19 protein-coding genes and 1 pseudogene are annotated in these 13,800 nt (G+C 60.8%); 11 read left to right on the top strand and 9 right to left on the bottom strand.

What is annotated here, in order from left to right; genetic code table 11:
* The first annotated feature begins 56 nt into the window (after positions 1 to 56).
* On the top strand, positions 57 to 809 hold the full coding sequence (locus NCR40_RS22500) for a hypothetical protein (protein WP_250510693.1): 753 nt from the start codon (positions 57 to 59) through the stop codon (positions 807 to 809).
* 94 nt (positions 810 to 903) lie between these two features.
* Here NCR40_RS22500 and NCR40_RS22495 read toward each other — a convergent pair whose 3' ends face one another.
* From NCR40_RS22495 to NCR40_RS31345, 3 genes are read right to left on the bottom strand one after another with little or no spacing between them, the layout of a single operon-like run.
* Positions 904 to 2,247, bottom strand: coding sequence for a sensor histidine kinase (locus NCR40_RS22495; RefSeq protein WP_250510692.1), 1,344 nt, complete (start codon positions 2,245 to 2,247; stop codon positions 904 to 906).
* Positions 2,244 to 2,984, bottom strand: coding sequence for a response regulator (locus NCR40_RS22490; protein WP_250510691.1), 741 nt, complete (start codon positions 2,982 to 2,984; stop codon positions 2,244 to 2,246). Before NCR40_RS22490 ends, NCR40_RS22495 begins: the two co-directional genes overlap by 4 nt.
* Before the next feature lie 7 nt (positions 2,985 to 2,991).
* Positions 2,992 to 3,114: a hypothetical protein gene (locus tag NCR40_RS31345; protein WP_284507835.1), complete on the bottom strand. Its 123-nt coding sequence runs from the start codon at positions 3,112 to 3,114 to the stop codon at positions 2,992 to 2,994.
* 271 nt (positions 3,115 to 3,385) lie between these two features.
* Here NCR40_RS31345 and NCR40_RS22485 point away from each other — a divergent pair, with 271 nt between their 5' ends.
* The 3 genes from NCR40_RS22485 to NCR40_RS22475 are packed head-to-tail and all read left to right on the top strand — an operon-like array spanning position 3,386 to position 4,339.
* A complete protein-coding gene (locus NCR40_RS22485) occupies positions 3,386 to 3,574 on the top strand; it encodes a DUF4148 domain-containing protein (RefSeq protein WP_250510690.1) in 189 nt (62 codons plus the stop codon).
* A gap of 39 nt (positions 3,575 to 3,613) precedes the next feature.
* Positions 3,614 to 3,886 (top strand): hypothetical protein, encoded by a 273-nt coding sequence (locus NCR40_RS22480; protein WP_250468393.1) that lies wholly within the window; start codon positions 3,614 to 3,616, stop codon positions 3,884 to 3,886.
* Between the two features lie 36 nt (positions 3,887 to 3,922).
* On the top strand, positions 3,923 to 4,339 hold the full coding sequence (locus NCR40_RS22475; RefSeq protein WP_250510689.1) for an organic hydroperoxide resistance protein: 417 nt from the start codon (positions 3,923 to 3,925) through the stop codon (positions 4,337 to 4,339).
* Between the two features lie 100 nt (positions 4,340 to 4,439).
* Here the strand turns inward: NCR40_RS22475 and NCR40_RS22470 are convergent, their stop codons facing one another.
* The 3 genes from NCR40_RS22470 to NCR40_RS22460 form a co-directional block, all read right to left on the bottom strand.
* Complete coding sequence (locus NCR40_RS22470) at positions 4,440 to 5,063, bottom strand: superoxide dismutase (RefSeq protein WP_250468391.1); 624 nt, start codon at positions 5,061 to 5,063, stop codon at positions 4,440 to 4,442.
* 30 nt (positions 5,064 to 5,093) lie between these two features.
* Entirely contained in the window at positions 5,094 to 5,585 is a 492-nt protein-coding gene (locus tag NCR40_RS22465; RefSeq protein WP_250510688.1) for a DUF2753 family protein, read from the bottom strand.
* A gap of 255 nt (positions 5,586 to 5,840) precedes the next feature.
* On the bottom strand, positions 5,841 to 6,569 hold the full coding sequence (locus NCR40_RS22460) for a haloacid dehalogenase type II (protein ID WP_250510687.1): 729 nt from the start codon (positions 6,567 to 6,569) through the stop codon (positions 5,841 to 5,843).
* Positions 6,570 to 6,662: 93 nt separating this feature from the next.
* Between NCR40_RS22460 and NCR40_RS22455 the strand changes: the two are divergent.
* The 3 genes and pseudogenes from NCR40_RS22455 to NCR40_RS22445 all read left to right on the top strand — a co-directional run.
* Positions 6,663 to 6,848: pseudogene (locus NCR40_RS22455) on the top strand (helix-turn-helix domain-containing protein); the annotation flags it as partial.
* 369 nt (positions 6,849 to 7,217) lie between these two features.
* Entirely contained in the window at positions 7,218 to 7,853 is a 636-nt protein-coding gene (locus NCR40_RS22450) for a TetR/AcrR family transcriptional regulator (RefSeq protein WP_250510850.1), read from the top strand.
* A 188-nt stretch (positions 7,854 to 8,041) separates the two neighbouring features.
* On the top strand, positions 8,042 to 8,449 hold the full coding sequence (locus tag NCR40_RS22445; RefSeq protein WP_250494094.1) for a VOC family protein: 408 nt from the start codon (positions 8,042 to 8,044) through the stop codon (positions 8,447 to 8,449).
* A 91-nt stretch (positions 8,450 to 8,540) separates the two neighbouring features.
* Here the strand turns inward: NCR40_RS22445 and NCR40_RS22440 are convergent, their stop codons facing one another.
* A complete protein-coding gene (locus NCR40_RS22440; protein WP_244830188.1) occupies positions 8,541 to 8,963 on the bottom strand; it encodes an RcnB family protein in 423 nt (140 codons plus the stop codon).
* Positions 8,964 to 9,238: 275 nt separating this feature from the next.
* Here NCR40_RS22440 and NCR40_RS22435 point away from each other — a divergent pair, with 275 nt between their 5' ends.
* From NCR40_RS22435 to NCR40_RS22425, 3 genes are all read left to right on the top strand, one after another.
* On the top strand, positions 9,239 to 10,753 hold the full coding sequence (locus tag NCR40_RS22435; protein ID WP_250510686.1) for a xylulokinase: 1,515 nt from the start codon (positions 9,239 to 9,241) through the stop codon (positions 10,751 to 10,753).
* Positions 10,750 to 11,412 (top strand): HAD family hydrolase, encoded by a 663-nt coding sequence (locus NCR40_RS22430; RefSeq protein ID WP_250510685.1) that lies wholly within the window; start codon positions 10,750 to 10,752, stop codon positions 11,410 to 11,412. Before NCR40_RS22435 ends, NCR40_RS22430 begins: the two co-directional genes overlap by 4 nt.
* Before the next feature lie 201 nt (positions 11,413 to 11,613).
* The gene (locus NCR40_RS22425; protein ID WP_250468386.1) at positions 11,614 to 11,871 is read left to right on the top strand and encodes a hypothetical protein; all 258 of its coding nucleotides are present in this window, start codon (positions 11,614 to 11,616) and stop codon (positions 11,869 to 11,871) included.
* A 19-nt stretch (positions 11,872 to 11,890) separates the two neighbouring features.
* On the opposite strand, the gene NCR40_RS22420 is transcribed toward NCR40_RS22425, so the two are convergent.
* Entirely contained in the window at positions 11,891 to 13,060 is a 1,170-nt protein-coding gene (locus NCR40_RS22420; RefSeq protein WP_250468385.1) for a zinc-dependent alcohol dehydrogenase, read from the bottom strand.
* 42 nt (positions 13,061 to 13,102) lie between these two features.
* Positions 13,103 to 13,306: a CsbD family protein gene (locus NCR40_RS22415; RefSeq protein WP_250510684.1), complete on the bottom strand. Its 204-nt coding sequence runs from the start codon at positions 13,304 to 13,306 to the stop codon at positions 13,103 to 13,105.
* A gap of 265 nt (positions 13,307 to 13,571) precedes the next feature.
* Here NCR40_RS22415 and NCR40_RS22410 point away from each other — a divergent pair, with 265 nt between their 5' ends.
* Positions 13,572 to 13,760, top strand: coding sequence for a hypothetical protein (locus tag NCR40_RS22410; protein ID WP_250510683.1), 189 nt, complete (start codon positions 13,572 to 13,574; stop codon positions 13,758 to 13,760).
* Positions 13,761 to 13,800 lie beyond the last annotated feature (40 nt).

Genomic DNA, 13,800 nt, shown 5'->3' with positions numbered 1-13,800 from the left:
GCGCCGGTGTGACTGCCATGAAGGCCGCTCGCACCATCCGGGGAAAGGGGTGTGGTATGAAACAACGGTTTTCGGGTTTGCGATTCGTCGTTTATCTCGTGGGCTTCACGGGGCTATTGTGGCTGAGACTTTTGATCTCACCCGATGGCAAAAGCGGCGTGTTGGCCTTCTTCGCGTGCGTGGCCTCGCTCGCGGCGGCTTATCTGGTTTATTACGCGGCGTCGGAGGGTTACTTTCGCAACCTTGCCGGTGGCGTGGTGGTTTATCTTGCCATCGCGGCAGTGGTCGTGGCGTGTCCGCCATTCGTCTTGCTGCTTGCGTTCTGGTCGGTGACGAGCCTCTTCAAACAGCGCCGCGCGCTGCTCATGCATGCGCTTGCAAGCGTCATTTTATTCCTGCTCATCTTTCCGATGCCGCTCGCCGAGCGCCTTGGCATGCCTGAACTTGCGGGTGCGCCAGCGGGTCTCGCGTATCTGGTGTTTTCGCTTGCGTGGTCGGCGGTGGCGGCGCGCAGTCCGTTGAAGATCGGCCTCTTCAAGTTCGCGACGATGCTTGTGGCCCTGCCGCTCATTGGTACTTTCGTGTCGCTGGTTGGCGGCGGGATGCTGAATCGTCCGGAGCGGCGTGTGCGTAATTCGCTGGCACGTTCGCGACGGGCGATGCAGTTGGCTTTGCCTGCGCCCGAGGCTACAGCGGCTTCTTCCGCCTCGCGTGTGGCTTCGACCGATGCCGGATTGGCGTTGCCTGCCGCCTTGATCGCGGGGATCGCGGCTGAGGTGCTGATGCCGGTGGCTGTCGCGGCTGAGTAGGAGAGGTGTTTCGCCGATATGCTTGGTGGATGAGCGTATCGGCGGGGATGTTGGAGGCAGCTTGTCGGCACGCGGAAGGCAAAGCCGCGGCCCACTAAGCCTTCACCACCAACCTAGCCTCCAACCCACCCCCCTCACGCTCATGCAGCGTGAGCGTCGCATCCATCGCAAGCGTCAACTGACGCGCAATCGCGAGCCCCAGCCCGGTCCCTCCGGTCTGCCGGTTACGCGATCCTTCCAGCCGCACGAACGGCTCGAACACCGCTTCCAGCGACTCAGCCGGAATACCCGGTCCGCGATCCAGCACCACGATCGAAGCGCCTCCGTCCGGCAGTCCGCCGATCTCGATCTCCGCTGCTCCGGCGAACTTGAGCGCGTTATCCACGAGATTGCCGACGATCCGTCGCAACGCCTGCGGCCGCGTCACCATCGTGCCGCCGATACTTCCCTTGAGCGACACGACCTTGCCCGCATCGAGATAATCGTTGAGAAGGCTCTCGAATAGCGCGTCCGAATCGACACGGAGCGGCGCCTCGGTCGTGCCGTGCAACGTCCGTGCATAAGTCACGCCTTCCTTCACGAGCGTTTCCATCTCCTGCAAATCCTGCTGTAACCTGGCACCGGCAGGATTTTCATCCATCGTGTCGACGCGCAATCGCATGCGCGTAATCGGCGTCTGCAAGTCATGCGTGATGGCCGCGAGTATCTGCATGCGCTGGGTCATGTACATCGAGACGCGGTCTTGCATTGCGTTGAATGCCTTGGCCGCGCGCGTTACTTCGTCCGGACCGTGCTCGGGCAGACGCGTGGCCTTGAGGTCCGGACCGAGCGTGTCCGCGGCTTCGGCCAATTGCTTGAGCGGGCGCGTCGCGATACGCACCGCGAGCCAGCAACATGCCGCGAGCAGCACGAGTTGTCCTGCAAGCACGAGCGGCAGCCACGCGGACAGCGGCGTGCCGACCATCGGATGCATGTCGATGGTGAGCGGGCTGCCATCGGTGAGACGCAAGTGAACCTGCATGCGTTCGGCATCGCCGGGAACGGCATTGACCGTCAGCGGATAACGCTTGCCGATGCCATCCGCTATCGACTTCGCAAAGCGCTCGGAAAGCGCGGCATCGAGCGGCGTGCCGCTTTCGCCCAGCCCGAGGATGAATTGATAGCTGCGGCGCGCCAGTCGCGGCAGCCACTCGGCACGTTCGGCGGGCGGCAGATGATCGAGCAGCGCCACGGAACTCGTCACCTCGCGCTCGACGTAGCCGACCATCACGTTGGTCATCGACTGATCGCGCTCGGTCATCGTGATCCAGAACGACAGCGTCTGCGCAAGCGCGATACCCACGAACAGAATCACCGCGAGCCGCGCGAACAGCGTGCGCGGCCAGGGCAAAAACCGTGGCGGATGCGCGGTCAATGTCGTTGCACCGAGCGCGCTCATGACGATGCATCCAGCGGCGTGACCGCAGCGGAAAACACATAGCCTTCGTTGCGCAACGTCTTGATGTAGCGCGGCTCGCGCGCCTCGTCGCGCAGACGCTGACGCAAACGGCTCACCAGCAGATCGATGGAGCGGTCGAAGGCATCGGCCTGACGGCCTTGCGTCAGGTTGAGCAATTGATCGCGCGTAAGCACGCGTTGCGGATTGTCAAGGAACACGCGCAGCAGGCGATATTCCGCGCCCGACAGCGCCACCATGGTGCCTTCTGCATCGAGCAGATGGCGCGCGGTGGTGTCGAGCCGCCAGTCGCCGAAGCCCAGCATTTGCGCCGATTCGGTCACTTCCATTCCCGGCGGCAACATGCGTGTGCGACGCAGCACGGACCGGATGCGCGCGAGCAGTTCGCGCACGGCGAAGGGCTTGGGCAGGTAGTCGTCCGCACCCATTTCGAGGCCGAGAATGCGGTCGGCTTCCTCGTTGCGCGCGGTGAGCATGAGCACGGGCACCGCGCGGAACTTGCTCGCGCGCAATTCGCGGCACAACACGAGGCCGTCCTCGCCGGGCAGCATCAGGTCGAGCACGATCAAATCCGGCGCGCCCTGTTCGAGCGCCGCGCGCATCTGGCGTCCGTTGGCGGCGAGCGAAACGCGCATGCCATTCTTTTCGAGGTAGGTCGCGAGCAGCTCGCGGATACCGCGATCGTCATCGACGATCAGCACATGGTCGGTCGTTTCCATCGATAGCTCACGGCTTCTTGCGCTTGATCTGCACGCGGCCCGGGGTTATCGAGAGGCACTGCACCGGATGGGCCAGTTCGGTTGCGATACCGCCGAATAAAAACGCTGCGACGGCGAAGAACTGCTTCATTTTCAATCTCCCGCGTGATCGCTGTGTCTGCGTTATAGCGCAAAACGCGAGCGGTTTTGTATCGCAGTGTATCCGGACTTTCTCGCGACACATGCGGATTCACTCGCGGGTCTTGAACGGCGCTTCGTATCGCAATGTATCCGCGCTGCCTTCGATACAAAACATTGCTCACGCAACACACAGCGGATACGTCCGAACGTTTTAATGCTTCAACGACGGCATCAGCGGATTTCAAGCGTCGCCTCCCACCCACCAGTTAAGGAGTAGCACCATGAAGATTTCCATCGTTGCTTTCGCTCTCGTTGCAAGCGCCATGACGGGCATTGCTCACGCGGAGGTTCACACCACGTCGACGCAACCGCAGGTCGGCAAGACACGCGCGGAAGTGAAGCGCGAACTCGTGCAAGCGCAAAAGAACGGGCAGATCGCGGCGCTCGCGAATCTGTATCGCGGTAGCTGATCGGCACGCATTGTCTCAATCCATTTCGTGAGGTTCACCATGTTCAAGAAGCTCATCACCGCTGCAGTCGTCGTTGCTAGCGCCACTGCCGCGGGTTCCGTTTTCGCAAGCAGCGGATACGGTCTCGCGCCGCACGGTGACACGTCGGCCGGCGTGCGCGCATCGCAACGCGCTCAGCGTGTGCAGTCGATCAACGATAGCGGCATGCAGGGCTATGGCGGCATGCGCGATGTCCAGACGCAATCTGGCAGCGCATCGACGATCACGACTTTTCCGACGAGCGGCACGGGTTCGCTCTTCGCGCATCACTAACGCCTTGATCAACGCCTACCGAAGGAGATGAACACCATGACGCAACTCGACAAACTTCTCTACACCGGCAAGACACACGTGACCGGAGGCCGCGATGGCGCGGCGCGCAGTTCCGACGACCGGCTGAATGTCACGCTCACGCCGCCCGGCGCGCCTGGCGCGGGGACCAATCCCGAGCAATTGCTCGCAGCGGGATGGTCCGCATGCTTCATCGGCGCGATGGGCAAGGCCGCCGCGAAACTGCAAGTGAAATTGCCGGCCAATACCGCCGTCGATGCGGAGATCGATCTGGGTATGAATGGCGATGCGTACTTGCTGCGCGCGCGCCTGAACGTGAGCTTGCCGGGCATCGAACGTGATGCGGCGCAGGCGATCGTCGAGGGCGCGCATCAAACCTGTCCGTATTCAAAGGCGACGCGCGGAAATATCGATGTGACCATTACGGTAGTTTGAAGCCGCAAAAAACTAAGCGCAGCCGTGCAAAGTGCACTGGCTGCGCTTCTTTCTGCTGGCCGTTCAAAGCGGGAAAGCTCCCGCTCGCGATACTCGAGACTTACTTCTTTGCTTCGGCAAAGCGCCGCGCGACTTCCTTCCAGTCGATCACATTGAAGAATGCGGCGATGTATTCGGGCCGGCGATTCTCATACTTCAGATAATAGGCGTGCTCCCATACATCGAGACCGAGAACCGGCGTATTGCCCGAGCCGATTCCCGACATCAACGGGTTGTCCTGATTGCCCGTGCTTTCGACCGCGAGCTTGCCCTGCGGTGTCACGCTAAGCCACGCCCAGCCGCTGCCAAAGCGCGTGAGTGCGGCCTTGGTGAAAGCTTCCTTGAAGGCATCGAAGCCGCCGAGGTCGGTATCGATAGCTTGGGCTACTTCGCCTTCCGGCTTGCCGCCGCCTTGCGGAGACATGATGGTCCAGAAGAGGCTATGGTTCGCGTGGCCGCCGCCGTTATTGCGCACCGGGGTGCGGACCGCTTCGGGCAGTTTGTCGATCTGCGTGATCAGTTGCTCGACCGGCAAGTCCTTGTGCTCCGAACTCTCCAGCGCGGCATTCAGATTATTCACATAGGTCTGATGATGCTTTGTGTAATGCACTTCCATCGTGCGCGCGTCGATGTTCGGCTCGAGTGCATCGTAAGCGTAGGGCAGGGGAGGCAGGGAATAAGCCATTGCGAATCTCCTTTTTGACGATGAGAGGAATCAATGCCGGGCCGGGCCGCTGGCGGAAAGCGCCAGACTGGCGTTTTCGATGGTCCGGGCAATGAGGGAATGCGGCCCATGACGGGCGACGTGGCGGATCAGCGCCACGTGTGTTTCGCGGCTGTGACGCAAGGCGGCTTGCCGGATCGTGACCGGCCGCTCTGCGCTTACGGACAGCGCCAGAAGTGCTTCGTGCGCCTCGCAGCGCAACTGCGCGGCGGCGTCTTGATTGCCTTGTTCTGCGTAGTGATCGGCGAGGTTGTGATGCGAGACGACGAGCGCCGCGATACAGTCCTCGCCGCGTCCGGGCGGAGGTGCTTCGATGAGTCGACGCGCGATCTCAAGTGCGTGCTCGAAGGTCGAGCGTGCTGCCGTGGTCTGTTGTTCCGCTGCGGCTTTGATCGCTTGCCGCATGAGTGCTTCCCACACGGGAAGACTCGGGCTGTCTTGTGCCGATATGTCCACGGCTTGGAATTCGATTCGTTCGTGCATGGCGTAGGCTCCAGTTCCTGCGCCCTTTGCGTCGACGAAAAGCCTGCGTACTCGGGACAAACAATGATAACCAGTATCGAGGGAGTCTGCACGCGGGGGCTAAACCTCGCGTAAAGCGAAAGCTTGCAAGGTTGCCATGCGCGGATCGTAGAGCAACTAACCGTCTTCCTTCTGACCGTCGACGAATTGGCCCACCAGTAGCCTATTAGCGACTCCGCTTGCCAACATGATTTCCAAATAAAGACAGTGGCATGGTCAAGCCGTATCACTCAATGCATCCCGATGCGCCTGCGCAAACTCCGCCATGCTCTTGAACCGAAAGTCGATGCGAGGTTGCGCGCCTGGGTCCATCGTTGCGCCGAAGCCCAGCTGCCCGTGCCGTCGATAAATCCAGCATGACGTCAGCCCGATTTCGTTCGCGGGCTTGTGATCGTGAAACAGACTTTCCGCGACGTGAAGAATCTGCTCCTTGCGAATGCCTCGGCTTGCAAGCTTCTCCAGCAAATACTCGAAGTTACGTTGTGATGGCTTGTATGCGCCGACATCCTCGGCGGTGAAGATGCCGTCGAATTCCACCTGCAACTTCGCGTTGCTGAACGCAAAGCTTTCGTTATCGACGTTTGAGAGAATCACGAGCTTGAAATGCTGCTTCAGATAACGAAGCGCTTCGGCCGAATCCGCGAACGCAGGCCAGTTGCGGATGGACCGACCATACGCGACGCATTCTTCCTGCGTGTAAGAGAGTTTCCATTCCTCAGCCAGCCGCTTGTAAACGATGGCCAGCACCTCCTGATAGCGCTTGCCCGGCGTGTAGTGCTGCTGCGAAGACTCGTGACGCGCATGCGCTTCGAGTACCTGATCGCGCGTGGGCGGCGGAACCGCGCGTTCGAGCAATGGCCGCAAGCCTTCGAAAATGCCGGTTTCCCAGTCGATCAAGGTTCCGTAGCAGTCGAAGGTGAGCGTATCGAAATCGGTAAGATTCACTGCGGCTCCTTTTTGGCGTTGGTAACGAACACCCGGTATCTTGCCGCGGATTAGAATATGAGCGAATCACTCATTTTAAAATGATAAGGCCGCATGATGGCGCAAGCTCGCAACGCTCCCCGGCAAGACCGCTCGATAAGGACCATCGATTCCATCGTGGATGCCGCCGCGCGCCTGCTCGGTGAACGCGGCCAGCTTCTGACGACGAATGCGGTCGCAGAAGCGGCGGGCGTGAGCATCGGTTCGCTGTATCGATACTTTCCAGACAAGGGCGCGTTGATCGACGCCGTCCGCCAGCGTCATCGCAATGATCTGCTTCCCGTGCTGCAAGTCGGACGTGGGCAAGTCGCCGCGTTCGTCGACGGGATGATCGAGGTGCATCGCCGCAATCCTGCCGCGCAGCGTGTGCTGCTGGAAGACGGACGCTGCGAAGCCGAATGCAGACGAGCGTACGAAGCGCTCTTCGCGGCCTTGACGCGATGCTCCGCGGAGCACAGGCCCATTGGCGCTGAAGTGCTTGCGGGCGCGGTGGGCGGCGCGCTTGAGGAGGCAGCGCGCAACGAACGCTTGGCATCACCCGTGTTTCGATGGGAACTGATCGCGCTCGTCGAGGCTTACACGAGCAAGCCGCGCCCTGCAAAAGCAGTCATGATCGAGCGCGCACCGCAAACGTCGCGAGCAAACAAGCGTCAGCCGCGTGCCCATTTGCGCCTGCGTAAATCGCCGACGCAGCCGCGCTCGTCGGAGACTGTCGCCGCCATCGTGGAAGCCGCGGCTCAAGTGCTCGAAAGCGAAGGCTTCGAAGGCTTCAATACAAATGCAGTCGCCGCGCGTGCCGGCGTGAGCATCGGCTCGCTGTATCAGTACTTCCCGGGCAAGGACGCGCTGACCGTTGCGCTCATCCATCGTGAGACGCAACGCTTCTACGATGACGCAGCCATCGCGCTGGATAAGCGAAGCGGCAAGGCGGCGCTCGAATATCTCATCGGCGCGTCGGTGCGTCAGCAACTCGAGCGTCCGATGCTCGCGCGTCTGCTCGATATCGAGGAGAGCCGTCCGGCCTTGCGCGATGAGCTTGCCAAGGTGGACCTCGCGGGGCTGTTTGCTGCAATCGTAGCGAGAGCGGCTGCGAAGCATCCGCAACCGGAAATAGCGGCAGGCGACCTGTCGGCGATTATCCGAGGCATGACCGACGCGGCGGGCGAACGCGGGGAACGCGACCTCGAACGTCTGCAACGGCGCGTTCGCGCGGCGGTTTTCGGGTATCTCGCGCGCGAGAGCTGAACATGCGAATGTGAGCAAGCGCAAAGCAAGCACGGGCGTGCCAAGCCGCGACGAACCGCGCGATGCGGACTTCACGCCGCGCGCTTGGAGGCGCTCGATGCGAGTTGTCCAATGTGAGCTTTTACTTTTATTCTGACGTCGTCGAGCGAAACGGCATGGGCCTTCGCCATTAACAAATGAGAACGACGATGACAGAAACCATCAAGAGCATGAAGCTCAACCACCTGAGCTTTCCTTCACGCGATACTGCTGCAACCGCGAAATTCTTCGAACACTATCTGGGCTTCACCGTCTCAGGAAGCTGGGACAAGTCGTACATTTTGAAGCGTCCGGGCTTCGACGTGGTAATCGATCATGTCGAAAGCGATGACGTCACGTGGCCCCGGAATTTCCACGCGGGCTTCGAACTGCCCACTGTCGATGCGTTGCAGGAACTGCATGATCGCTTCAAGCAAGAGGGCGTTCAGATGGAAACGGCGGTCTTCAACAATGGCCGTGGCTCGCGCTTCTTTTGCCGCGCGCCGGGCGGTGTGATGTTCGAGTTGAATACGCGTTCGGACGCCGCACCGGAGTTTCGCGGCACGTTCGACGAGTAAGCATCGAGCGTAGATTGCGAAATCCGCATTGCCCCGTGAAAGGCAATGCGGCTTGTGTCGTTTCGCGAGACGCCTCGCGGCGTAGTGCGAGTTACTGCGAAAGCACGACTTGCGCGATGATCCCCGAAGCAACGGCGACGAGCAGATAGTCGCCACCGACGCCTACCCACTGATAGCCGCGCGGCGGCTGACGCAGGCCGTGTTCATGGTAGTTATCGACGACGTATTGATGGTCACGATAGTCTTGCGACAGATGCTGACCTTTCTGCCAGTCTGAATGGCGTGGGCCGTTGTCCGCATGCTCGGGCGGGCGCGGTGCGTCATGTCCGTAATTAGCAGGGCCGTGTCCTGGTTGGCCAGGACCGCCATGATTTTGCGGGCCGCCGTGATTTTGTCCCGGACCGCCGCCATGGTTCTGATCCGGACCGCCGGGGCCTTGCTGCGCAAAGGAAGCGCCGGCGGCAAGACTCAAGGTCGCGCACAACAGCGCGGCAACGATTCGATTCTGCTTCATGTTGATTCTCCAATCGAGTGAGAGGTTCGCGTGCATCGCCTGATGCGTGCGCTGCGAATCGATGAGCGGACTTTACTCAAAGCCGAAAGGAAACGGGGTGAGCAGATGTAAGCGTCGCTTACGTATCATTACGGCGAGGGGGGAGCAGACACGCGAAGGATACAGATCGCGGCACGTACCGCCTGGCCGGGTACTTCGGCATCTGTCGGTACACTTGAAAGGCAGGCCGCGTGGACTGCATGACCGCAATGAAGCTGTCCAACGGATGGAACGACATGCAGACCTATTATCTTGCCATCGATGTCGGGACGGGCAGCGTGCGAGCCGCACTCGTCGATGCGCGTGGCGTGGTGCGCAGCATCGCCGCACATGAGCACGAGCAAATCGTGCCGCGTTACGGCTGGTCTGAGCAACGCCCAGCGGACTGGTGGGAAGGCGCCGCGCGCTCGATACGCGAAGTGCTCGACGACGTTCCGGATGCAGCTTCCCATGTCGTCGCGATATGCGCATGCGGCCAAATGCACGGCACGGTGCTGATCGACGCCGATGGTCAACTCACACGCGATACCGCGCCGCTCTGGAACGACAAGCGCACCTTCGCACAGGTCGCGGCGTTCCGCGCGCGCCACGCAAGCGCCTCGTATCTCGCGAAGACCGCGAACCCCGCGACACCCGCGTGGCCCGGTTTCAAGCTGCAATGGATCAAGGAGCACGACCCGTCGGCTTATGAACGCGCGAGCACGGTGTTCATGCCGAAGGACTACGTGAACTTCAAACTCACGGGCGAACGTGCGTGCGACTGGAGCGATGCATCGACGAGCTTCATGATGGACCCGCGCACGCGCGAGTGGTCGCAAGACATGCTGACCTTGCTCGGGCTCGATGCCGCGAAGCTCGCGCCGATTCGTGCGCCGCTCGACATACTCGGCGGCGTGACGCACGAAGCGGCCGCCGCAACCGGTTTGCGCGCGGGTACGCCGGTGCTGGTTGGCGGCGCGGATTATCCGGTGTCCGTGCTCGGCTCGGGCGTGTTCGAGCCGGGGCTGGCATCGGATATCACGGGCACATCGTCGATCATCACGATCATCGCCGACACACCGATGCTGCATCCCGAAGTGTCGAATCTGGCGACTTGCGAAGGGCTGTGGGGACGCTTCATGTTGCTCGATTCGGGCGGCGATGCCATGCGCTGGGCGCGTCGCGCGTTCCACGAAAACGCGCTGTCCTACGACGATGTCGCTGCCAAGGCCGCAAGCGCGCCGGTGGGTTCGGAAGGCTTGTTCTTTCTGCCGTATCTCACGGGCGAGCGTCTCGGCGAGCATGCCAATTCGCGTGCACAGTTCTTCGGCATTGCGGCGAGTCACGGGCTCGCCCATCTGCATCGCGCGGTGCTCGAAGGCGTTGCATTTGGCGTGCGTCGGCATATCGCGCTCATCCAGCCCGAAGGCGTGGGTGTCGAGCGGCTCGTTGCGGCAAGCGGCGGCGCGAAGGCGTCGCTTTGGCTCGATATCAAGGCCAGCATGTACCGCACGCCCATTCTCGTGCCGGCGCAAGTGGAATGCGGCGTGATAGGCTGCGCCATTCTTGCTGCAACCGCGCATGGCCAGTTCGTACGTCTCGCCGACGCCGTGCGCGCCTTCGTGCAGTTCGAGCGCGAAGTGCAGCCCGACCCGCGTGCGAGCGATACCTATGACCGCATGATGCCGATTTTCGAGCGCCTTTATGTGCACTCGCAGCAGTTTTACGACGATCTCGACCGACTCTTTCCAGACAACCCAACCTCTACATGACGAATCAGACTTCCATCAAGGCTGTCCTTTGGGACATGGACGGCACGCTCGCCGAAAGCGAACCGCTTCATTTGAGCACGCTGGTTGCGGTGCTTGCGCATCACGGCATCGAAGCGGGCGACGAATTGCATCCGCTGATCTTCGGTAAGACAGGGCGCGAAGTGCACGCGCTGTGTAGCGAACGCTTTGGCATCGAGACGGACTTCGCGGACTGGTCCGCGTTTCGCGCACGGCATTATCTCAAAGGCGCGCCTCGGCTCGTGCCGCGTCCTGGCGCGCTCGAGGTGTATCGCGCGGTGAAGCGGGCGGGCATAACGCAAGGAATCGTGTCCAATTCGTCGCGCATGTTGCTTGAAGCGAACTTGCGAGCACTGGGCATCGAGGAACCGCAACTCGTGAGCGTCAGTGTGAACGACGTGCGCAATGGCAAGCCGAGCGCCGAGCCGTACGAACGCGCGGCGTGGCTCATGCGTCTCGAGCCGGAGGAAGTGGTCGTCGTGGAAGACAGTCCCACTGGGGCGCGCGCGGCGATCGCGGCGAACATGCGCGTGCTGGCCTGGCCTTTCGACGATACTGGCGCCGCGCTTTTTTCGAACGATGCGCAAATCGTCCGCTCCGCCGAGGAGCTTGCCAAGGCGCTGGGCGTAAACCTGGCCTAAGCAAGAAGGTGCCGGTGTTTTCAGGTGCGCCGCTTGCTAAAGCGAGATGGCAATCGGTGCATGCCTTCATTAAGCGAGCATGATTCTATGCAAAGCACGCGCTTAATGACGCGCTAATATGAATGGCTGCACATGGAACGTGCCTCGTTCGCATAAGGCGCCGCGCGCTGCGAACGGACGCTCGGAAAAGAAGGAGACACCATGCTTACGCTCTATCATCGAGGTGTGGCGCTACAGCCGTCCGCAGGTCGAAGCGGCAAGCTGTTCGTATCGCGCGTATCGATTCTGGAAGAAGACGGCGAGGAGACGGTACTGCGCGAGTTGGGCGCATTTCCCAGCCGCGACGCGGCGCTGCAGTTTGCGCTTACATGCGGCACCGCTTTCGTCGATGGTGAACCACTGCCTATTGCGCCACAATCCGTCGTGCGTGACGAGGAATCGAAAAACGCCGGTCTTTGAAGACCGGCGTTTTTTTGCTTCAGGGTGTGAGTACCACCTTGATGCAACCGTCCTCCTTGTCGCGGAAGGTCTTGTACATTTCCGGTCCTTCCGCAAGCGAGACGCGGTGCGTGATGACGAACGAGGGGTCGATCTGACCTTCCTGAATGCGGCTGAGCAGGTCGTCGGTCCAGCGGGCCACGTGCGTCTGACCCATGCGCCAGGTGAGGCCCTTGTTCATCGAGGCGCCAAAGGGAATCTTGTCGATCAGTCCACCATAGACGCCCGGTACCGACAGAATGCCTGCGGGACGGCACACGTAGATCATCTCGCGCAACACGTGCGGCCGGTCCGACTCGAGCATGACCGCCTGCTTGGCGCGATCGTAAAGCGAGTCGAACGAGCCCGTGGCGTGCGACTCCATGCCAACGGCATCGATACACTTTTCCGGGCCTTTGCCTTGCGTGAGATCGGCGAGGCGCTCGACCACGCTCTCTTCCTTGAAGTTGATGGTGGTGGCGCCAGTGACGCGCGCCATTGCAAGGCGTTCAGGCACGCAGTCGATTACGACGACATGCTTTGCACCAAGCAGAAACGCGCTGCGAATCGCCATTTGTCCCACCGGTCCCGCGCCCCAGATCGCCACGGTGTCCGTTGGCTCGATATCGCAGTTGATCGCCGCTTGCCAGCCTGTCGGGAAGATGTCGCCGAGGAAAAGCACTTGTTCGTCTGAAAGGCCATCGGGAATCTTCACGTGCGTTTTATCGGCGAAAGGTATGCGTACGTACTCGGCCTGGCCGCCGGCATAGCCGCCCGTCAAATGCGTGTAGCCAAAGAGACCCGCCGTGGTGTGTCCGAAAACCTTGTCGGCCGTGCTCTTGTTGCGATTACTGCGCTCGCACACGGAGAAATTACCGCGCTTGCATTGATCGCATTCGCCGCAAAAGATGGTGAACGGTACGACTATGCGGTCGCCGACCTTGAGCGCCGCGTTTTCAGCGCCGACTTCGACCACTTCGCCCATGAACTCGTGGCCCATGATGTCGCCGGATTCCATGCCCGGCATGAATCCATCGAACAGATGCAGGTCCGAGCCGCAAATGGCGCAACTCGACACCTTGATGATCGCGTCGCGCGGATGTTCGATCTGCGGGTCCGGTACCGTGTCGTAGCGAATGTCCTTCTTGCCGTGCCAGGTAAGCGCTTTCATTGGAAGTATCCTTGTCCTTGAGAGTGAACTGTCGACGAAGCCTTACTTGTTGGTTGGCTCGCCGGGATCTTCGATGCCCTTTTCCATATTGTCCTTCTGGTCACCGTAGTCCTTTTGATTCGCACCGTTCGTTATCTCGACGTCACCCTTCAGCTTGCGATCTTCGTTGCCGGTGAGTGTGCCGATGGCCGTGTCGGTCCAGCCCTTTATTTGTTCCTTGATGCCTTCTTTCTGATCCTTGTTCATTGCGTTCTCCGTGCCATGTATCGGAAGCCTAAGAATCTCTGCGCCAATCGTTGGCGTCGATACAGTTCAGCAACGCGTGTGCCTTCGCGCGTGTACACATTGCGCGAGCGCTCCGGCCGACATGCGGCACTACGATTGCTGCGAGAAAGAAGTGCGCTTCATGGTTCGACATCGCGCATCGAATCCACGCCTGATCTGTGCGTCCGGATGTGATTCGTCTGTTTATCCATCCGATCACTTAAACGCAACTATCAGGAGCAACAAGATGAACACGCCCGCCGAAACCCCCATGACCGATGATCCGAAAAGCGACGACGAAGGCGAATCCGGCACGGACGATGCGCTCACCACGGATGTATCGGAAACCGACGATGAAGGAACGACTGTCCGCGAAGCGGAAGTAGACCCGGACGATCTGACGGAAATCGAGCCGGAAGGAGACGATAAATCTTGATGTAAAGCGGTGTGGGCGGCGCGGTCTGAATGGCCCGCGC

The organism is Caballeronia sp. GACF4, assembly GCF_023631025.1.
In the GTDB taxonomy this organism is placed as follows: Bacteria; Pseudomonadota; Gammaproteobacteria; order Burkholderiales; family Burkholderiaceae; genus Caballeronia.
The sequence above is the reverse complement of the archived record's forward strand: the minus strand, read 5'-3'. Positions and strand labels throughout refer to the sequence as shown.